This is a genomic window from Mycobacterium sp. SP-6446 (assembly GCF_001954045.1).
GTDB lineage: Bacteria > Actinomycetota > Actinomycetes > Mycobacteriales > Mycobacteriaceae > Mycobacterium.
The window spans coordinates 1-6,397 of record NZ_MBEM01000273.1 but is presented as its reverse complement, the minus strand read 5'-3'; the positions used below and the strand labels follow the sequence as shown (position 1 = coordinate 6,397).

Annotated in this window: 5 protein-coding genes; 4 read left to right on the top strand and 1 reads right to left on the bottom strand. The window is 68.0% G+C overall.

Annotated elements, in window-relative coordinates:
* The first annotated feature begins 33 nt into the window (after nucleotides 1-33).
* Genes purN through A5736_RS25440 form a run of 4 tightly spaced genes read left to right on the top strand, consistent with a single transcriptional unit; the run spans nucleotide 34 to nucleotide 5,649 of the window.
* On the top strand, nucleotides 34-663 hold the full coding sequence (gene purN, locus A5736_RS25455; RefSeq protein ID WP_076057599.1) for a phosphoribosylglycinamide formyltransferase: 630 nt from the start codon (nucleotides 34-36) through the stop codon (nucleotides 661-663).
* Between the two features lie 8 nt (nucleotides 664-671).
* Nucleotides 672-2,243, top strand: a complete 1,572-nt coding sequence (gene purH / locus A5736_RS25450; RefSeq protein WP_139333553.1) for a bifunctional phosphoribosylaminoimidazolecarboxamide formyltransferase/IMP cyclohydrolase — start codon at nucleotides 672-674, stop codon at nucleotides 2,241-2,243.
* Nucleotides 2,244-2,288: 45 nt separating this feature from the next.
* Complete coding sequence (locus A5736_RS25445; protein ID WP_076249205.1) at nucleotides 2,289-3,671, top strand: sigma 54-interacting transcriptional regulator; 1,383 nt, start codon at nucleotides 2,289-2,291, stop codon at nucleotides 3,669-3,671.
* Nucleotides 3,664-5,649, top strand: coding sequence for a VWA domain-containing protein (locus tag A5736_RS25440; protein ID WP_076249204.1), 1,986 nt, complete (start codon nucleotides 3,664-3,666; stop codon nucleotides 5,647-5,649). Before A5736_RS25445 ends, A5736_RS25440 begins: the two co-directional genes overlap by 8 nt.
* 16 nt (nucleotides 5,650-5,665) lie before the next feature.
* Here A5736_RS25440 and A5736_RS25435 read toward each other — a convergent pair whose 3' ends face one another.
* On the bottom strand, nucleotides 5,666-6,268 hold the full coding sequence (locus A5736_RS25435; RefSeq protein ID WP_076249207.1) for a DUF1707 domain-containing protein: 603 nt from the start codon (nucleotides 6,266-6,268) through the stop codon (nucleotides 5,666-5,668).
* Nucleotides 6,269-6,397: the final 129 nt, after the last annotated feature.

Below are 6,397 nucleotides of genomic sequence, written 5' to 3'. Positions count from 1 at the left end.
GGCGGCGGGGTCGAAGACAGTAGGCTCGCCGATGTGCAGCAACCGCTCCACGTGCCCCCGAGCGCACCGGCTCGGCTCGTGGTGCTCGCATCGGGGACCGGTTCGCTACTGAACTCGCTACTCGCCGCCGCGGTCGGCGACTATCCGGCTCGCGTGGTCGCCGTCGGCGCCGATCGCGACTGCCTGGCCCTGGAGATCGCTCAGGCGGCGTCGGTGCCGACCTTCACCGTCCGGCTCGGCGATCACTCAGACCGCGACGCCTGGGACGCCGCCATCACCGAGGCCGCCGCCGCGCACGCGCCTGATCTGATCGTGTCCGCCGGATTCATGAAACTACTTGGGCCACAGTTTCTTTCGCGGTACCTCGGACGCATCCTCAATACCCATCCGGCGCTGCTGCCCGCGTTTCCCGGGGCGCACGCGGTGCCCGAAGCGCTGGCCTATGGCGTACGGGTCACAGGCTGTACGGTGCACCTGGTGGACGCCGGCACCGACACCGGGCCGATATTGGCGCAGCAATCCGTTCCGGTACTGGACGGCGACACCGAAGAGACACTGCACGAACGCATCAAGGTCACCGAACGCCAACTGCTGGTGGATGTGGTGGCCGCGATCGCGACCCGCGGCGTGACCTGGATCGGACGAAAGGCGACCCTGGGATGAGCACACCCATGAGCTCCGACGAGTCAAGAAGGCCGATCCGCCGCGCGCTGATCAGCGTCTACGACAAGACCGGGTTGGTAGAGCTGGCCCGGGGGCTGAGTGCGGCCGGCGTCGAAATCGTCTCGACCGGATCAACGGCCAAAACCATTGCCGGCGAAGGGATCCCGGTGACCCCCGTGGAGGAACTGACCGGCTTCCCGGAGGTGCTCGACGGCCGGGTCAAGACGCTGCACCCGCGGGTGCACGCCGGCCTGCTGGCCGACCTGCGCAAACCCGAACACGCCGCGGCGCTCGAGCAGCTCGGCATCGCGGCCTTCGAGCTGGTGGTCGTCAACCTGTATCCGTTCAGCCAGACCGTCGACTCCGGTGCCGGCATCGACGAATGCGTCGAGCAGATCGACATCGGCGGCCCCTCGATGGTGCGGGCCGCGGCGAAAAACCATCCCAGCGTGGCCGTCGTCACCGACCCGCTCGGGTACGACGGAGTGCTCGCCGCGGTGCGCAACGGCGGATTCAGCCTCTCCGAGCGCAAAAAGCTGGCGTCGCTCGCGTTTCAGCACACCGCGGAGTACGACATCGCCGTCGCGAGCTGGATGGAGTCGACGCTGGCGCCCGAACATCCACCGACGGCGTTTCCCGAATGGTTCGGTCGCGGCTGGCGCCGTTCGGCGATGCTGCGCTACGGCGAGAACCCCCACCAACAAGCGGCGCTCTACAGCGACCCCGGCGCCTGGCCGGGCCTGGCGCAGGCGGAGCAACTGCACGGAAAAGAAATGTCCTACAACAACTTCACCGACGCCGACGCGGCGTGGCGCGCGGCCTTCGACCACGAACAGACCTGTGTGGCAATCATCAAGCACGCCAACCCATGTGGGATCGCCATCTCGTCGGTGTCGGTCGCCGATGCACATCGCAAGGCGCACGAGTGCGATCCGCTGAGCGCCTTCGGGGGAGTCATCGCGTCGAACTCCGAAGTCAGCGTCGAGATGGCGGAATATGTGAGCACCATCTTCACCGAGGTGATCGTCGCGCCCGCGTATGCGCCCGGTGCCCTGGACGCGCTGACCCGCAAGAAGAACATCCGGGTGCTGGTGGCCTCCGAGCCGCTGACCGGGGGGACCGAGCTGCGGCCCGTCAGCGGGGGGCTGCTGATGCAGCAGCGCGACGAGCTGGACGCACACGGTGACAATCCCGCGAACTGGACCCTGGCGACCGGCTCACCGGCCGACCCGGAGACGTTGACCGACTTGGTGTTTGCGTGGCGCACCTGCCGCGCGGTCAAATCGAACGCGATCGTGATCGCGGCGGACGGCGCCACCATCGGCGTCGGCATGGGCCAAGTGAATCGGGTCGACGCGGCCCGGCTGGCCGTCGCCCGCGGCGGCGACCGGGTCCGGGGCGCGGTCGCGGCGTCGGACGCTTTCTTTCCGTTCCCCGACGGGCTCGAGACGCTGGCCGCCGCCGGGGTCAAGGCGATAGTGCATCCGGGGGGCTCGGTGCGTGACGACGAGGTGACCGAGGCGGCCGCCAAGGCCGGCGTCACCGTGTACCTCACCGGCGCGCGCCACTTCGCTCACTGAACACCACGCACTGTGATGCGGGTGGCCAACGCGTAACTTGGAGAGGTGGCATCACCGAGTAACCTGCCCCGCACGGTCGGCGAATTGCGCGCAACCGGCCATCGTGAACGCGGAGTCAAGCAGGAAATCCGAGAGAATCTGCTGACCGCATTGGCCGAGGGCGATGAGGTCTGGCCAGGCATCCTGGGTTTCGACGACACCGTCTTGCCGCAGGTGGAGCGGGCGCTGATCGCCGGCCACGACTTCGTCCTGCTGGGCGAGCGCGGCCAGGGCAAAACCCGGTTGTTGCGGGCGCTGGCCGGGCTGCTCGACGAGTGGACGCCGGTGATCGGCGGTGCCGAATTGGGTGAGCATCCCTACACGCCGATCACGCCCGAGTCGATCCGGCGGGCGGCCACGCTCGGCGACGACCTGCCGGTGGCCTGGAAGCACCGCAGCGAACGCTATACCGAGAAGCTCGCTACGCCCGATACCAGCGTGGCCGACCTGGTCGGTGACATCGACCCGATCAAGGTGGCCGAGGGCCGCAGCGTCGGCGACCCGGAGACCATCGCCTATGGACTCATCCCGCGGGCCCACCGCGGCATCGTGGCGGTCAACGAACTGCCCGACCTCGCCGAGCGCATCCAGGTGTCGATGCTCAACGTCATGGAGGAGCGGGACATCCAGGTCCGCGGCTACACGCTGCGCCTGCCGCTCGACGTGTTGGTGGTGGCCAGCGCGAACCCCGAGGACTACACCAACCGGGGCCGCATCATCACCCCGCTCAAGGACCGCTTCGGCGCGGAGATCCGGACGCATTACCCGCTGGAGCTCGAGGCCGAGATGGGCGTGATCACCCAGGAGGCACACCTGAGCGCGCAGGTCCCCGACTATCTCGTCCAGGTGATGGCCCGGTTCGCCCGCTATCTGCGCGAGTCCAGTTCGGTCGATCAGCGTTCGGGGGTGTCGGCGCGGTTCGCGATCGCCGCGGCCGAGACCGTCGCGGCCGCCGCCCGGCATCGCGGCGCGGTGCTGGGGGAGACCGATCCGGTGGCCCGCGTGGTCGACCTGGGCACGGTGATCGACGTGCTGCGGGGCAAGCTGGAGTTCGAGTCCGGTGAGGAAGGCCGCGAACAGGCGGTGCTCGAACATCTGTTGCGCCGCGCGACCGCCGATACCGCGTCGCGGGTCCTCGGCGGCATCGACGTCGGCTCGCTGGTGGCCGCGGTCGAGGCCGGTTCGGCGGTGACGACGGGCGAGCGGGTGTCGGCCAAGGACGTGCTGGCCGCGGTGCCGGGGCTACCGGTCGTCGACAAGATCGCGAAAAAGCTGGGCGCCGAATCCGAAGGCGAGCGTGCCGCGGCACTGGAGCTCGCGCTGGAGGCGCTGTACCTGGCCAAGCGGATCGACAAGGTGTCCGGGGAGGGCCAAACCGTTTATGGCTAAAGGGCACTCGTCGCGCTACTCGGCGTACACCGGCGGGCCCGACCCGCTGGCTCCGCCGGTGGACCTGCGCGAGGCCCTCGAGCAGATCGGACAGGACGTCATGGCAGGCACGTCGCCGCGCCGCGCGCTGTCCGAGCTGCTTCGCCGCGGCACCAAGAACATGCCCGGCGCCGACCGGCTCGCGGCCGAGGCCAACCGGAGGCGACGGGACCTGTTGCGCCGCAATAACTTGGACGGCACGCTGCAGGAGATCAAAAAGCTGCTCGATGAGGCCGTACTGGCCGAACGCAAAGAGTTGGCCCGCGCGCTCGACGATGACGCCCGGTTCGGCGAACTGCAGCTGGACTCGCTGCCGGCCTCGCCGGCCAGGGCCGTTCAGGAGCTTTCCGACTACAACTGGCGCAGCAGCGAGGCGCGCGAAAAGTACGAGCAGATCAAGGATTTGCTCGGCCGCGAGATGCTGGACCAGCGCTTCGCGGGCATGAAACAGGCGCTGGAGGGTGCCACCGAAGAGGATCGCCAGCGCGTCACCGAGATGCTGGATGACCTCAACGAGCTGCTGGACAAGCACTCCCGTGGCGAGGACACGCAACAGGACTTCCAGGACTTCATGGACAAGCACGGCGAGTTCTTCCCGGAGAACCCGCGCAATGTCGAGGAGCTGCTGGACTCGCTGGCCAAGCGCGCCGCCGCCGCGCAGCGTTTCCGCAACAGCCTCAGCCCCGAGCAGCGAGCCGAGCTGGATGCCTTGGCGCAGCAGGCATTTGGGTCGCCGTCGTTGATGAACGCGCTGAATCGGCTCGACGCGCACCTGCAGGCCGCTCGGCCGGGTGAGGACTGGACCGGCTCCGAGCAGTTCTCCGGTGACAATCCGTTCGGCATGGGTGAGGGGACCCAGGCGCTGTCCGACATCGCCGAGCTGGAGCAGCTGGCCGAGCAGCTCTCGCAGAGCTATCCGGGCGCCACGATGGACGACGTCGATCTGGACGCGCTGGCCCGTCAGCTTGGCGACGACGCCGCCATCGACGCCCGAACGCTGGCCGAATTGGAACGCGCGTTGGTGAACCAAGGTTTCCTGGATCGTGGTTCCGACGGCCAGTGGCGGCTTTCCCCTAAGGCCATGCGCAGACTTGGCGAGACGGCGTTACGCGATGTGGCGCAACAGCTTTCCGGTCGGCACGGTGAGCGTGACCATCGTCGGGCGGGGGCCGCCGGGGAGCTGACCGGCGCGACCCGGCCCTGGCAATTCGGTGACACCGAGCCGTGGAACATCTCGCGCACGCTGACCAACGCGGTGCTGCGGCAGGCGGGAACCGCGACCCTGGATGACGGGGCCGGACCGATCCGAATAACCGTCGACGACGTGGAGGTCTCCGAGACCGAAACACGCACGCAGGCGGCGGTGGCGCTGTTGGTGGATACCTCGTTTTCGATGGTGATGGAGAATCGCTGGCTGCCGATGAAGCAGACGGCGCTCGCGCTCAATCATCTGGTATGCACGCGGTTCCGGTCGGATGCGTTGCAGATCATCGCGTTTGGCCGCTACGCCCGGACGGTGACCGCCGCGGAGCTGACCGGCCTGGAAGGCGTCTACGAGCAGGGCACCAACCTGCATCACGCACTGGCGCTGGCGGGTCGTCACCTGCGGCGGCACCCCAACGCGCAGCCCGTCGTGCTGGTGGTGACCGACGGCGAGCCGACCGCGCATCTGGAGGACTTCGACGGTGAGGGGTCTTCCGCGGTGTTTTTCGATTATCCGCCGCACCCGAGGACCATCGCCCATACCGTGCGGGGATTCGACGAGATGGCCCGGCTCGGAGCGCAAGTCACGATCTTCCGGCTGGGCAGCGACCCCGGCCTGGCCCGGTTTATCGACCAGGTCGCGCGGCGGGTCGAGGGACGCGTCGTGGTGCCCGATCTCGACGGGCTGGGCGCCGCGGTGGTGGGCGACTACCTGCGCTCCCGGCGCCGTCGCTAACGGCTCGCCTTCGTGGCTACCCGCGGGACCGGCGGGCCTTGCGCTTGATGCCCACTCCGCCCCAGAACGAGAAGCCGCGAATCTTCACCTTCGGTGCGCCGGGCGTGCCCTGGCCCAGGACGGTGCGGTCGAAGCCACCCATCACGCCGCGTCCGTGAATTTCGACGTTGACTTCGGGAGGTAGCACGATGTTCTGCATGCCCATGATCGAGATTGCATGAATGTCGACTTCTGTTGAGGTGAAGTCGGCGTAGCGCAAATCCACCACCCCGTTGCCCCAAAAGGTGAACGTGGTCAGCTTCTTCGGGACATTCCATCGGCCACGACGCTCGAATCCGCTCATCAACGCCAGCAGCAGGGTGGACGGCGCCGGGTTGAGCTTGCTGCCCCGCCGCGGGATCATCGCCGAACCCGGCAGGTCCGCCCGCAGCTGGTCCAGCTCCTCGTACGTGGTTGCCGCGTATGCCCTGGTCAGCCGGTCTTCGTAGTCCTTGAGCTGCAGGCGGCCCTGTTCGGCGGCGTAGGCGAGCAACTGCGCGATCTGGATGCGATCGGTGTCGCCCGCCCGCGACGATTCGCCGCGTGTGTCGTTTGCGTCGCGTTGCGCTGGGTTGCTCATCACCCACGAGCGTACGACGTAGAAGTTTTGCTGCAAGTGGGTTGGCTAAACTGCAATCTTCCGCCGCGGCCGCGCTCGATCGTCGGGCCGTTTTCGTCGCGACGGCGGGCCGTTAGACGTTTGCCCAAC

What these genes read in the sequence shown, in the direction of transcription:
- purH (WP_139333553.1), top strand. Translation starts at nt 672, where the DNA reads ATGAGCTCCGACGAGTCAAGAAGGCCGATCCGCCGCGCGCTGATCAGC.
- A5736_RS25440 (WP_076249204.1), top strand. Translation starts at nt 3,664, where the DNA reads ATGGCTAAAGGGCACTCGTCGCGCTACTCGGCGTACACCGGCGGGCCC.
- A5736_RS25435 (WP_076249207.1), bottom strand. Translation starts at nt 6,268, where the DNA reads ATGAGCAACCCAGCGCAACGCGACGCAAACGACACACGCGGCGAATCG.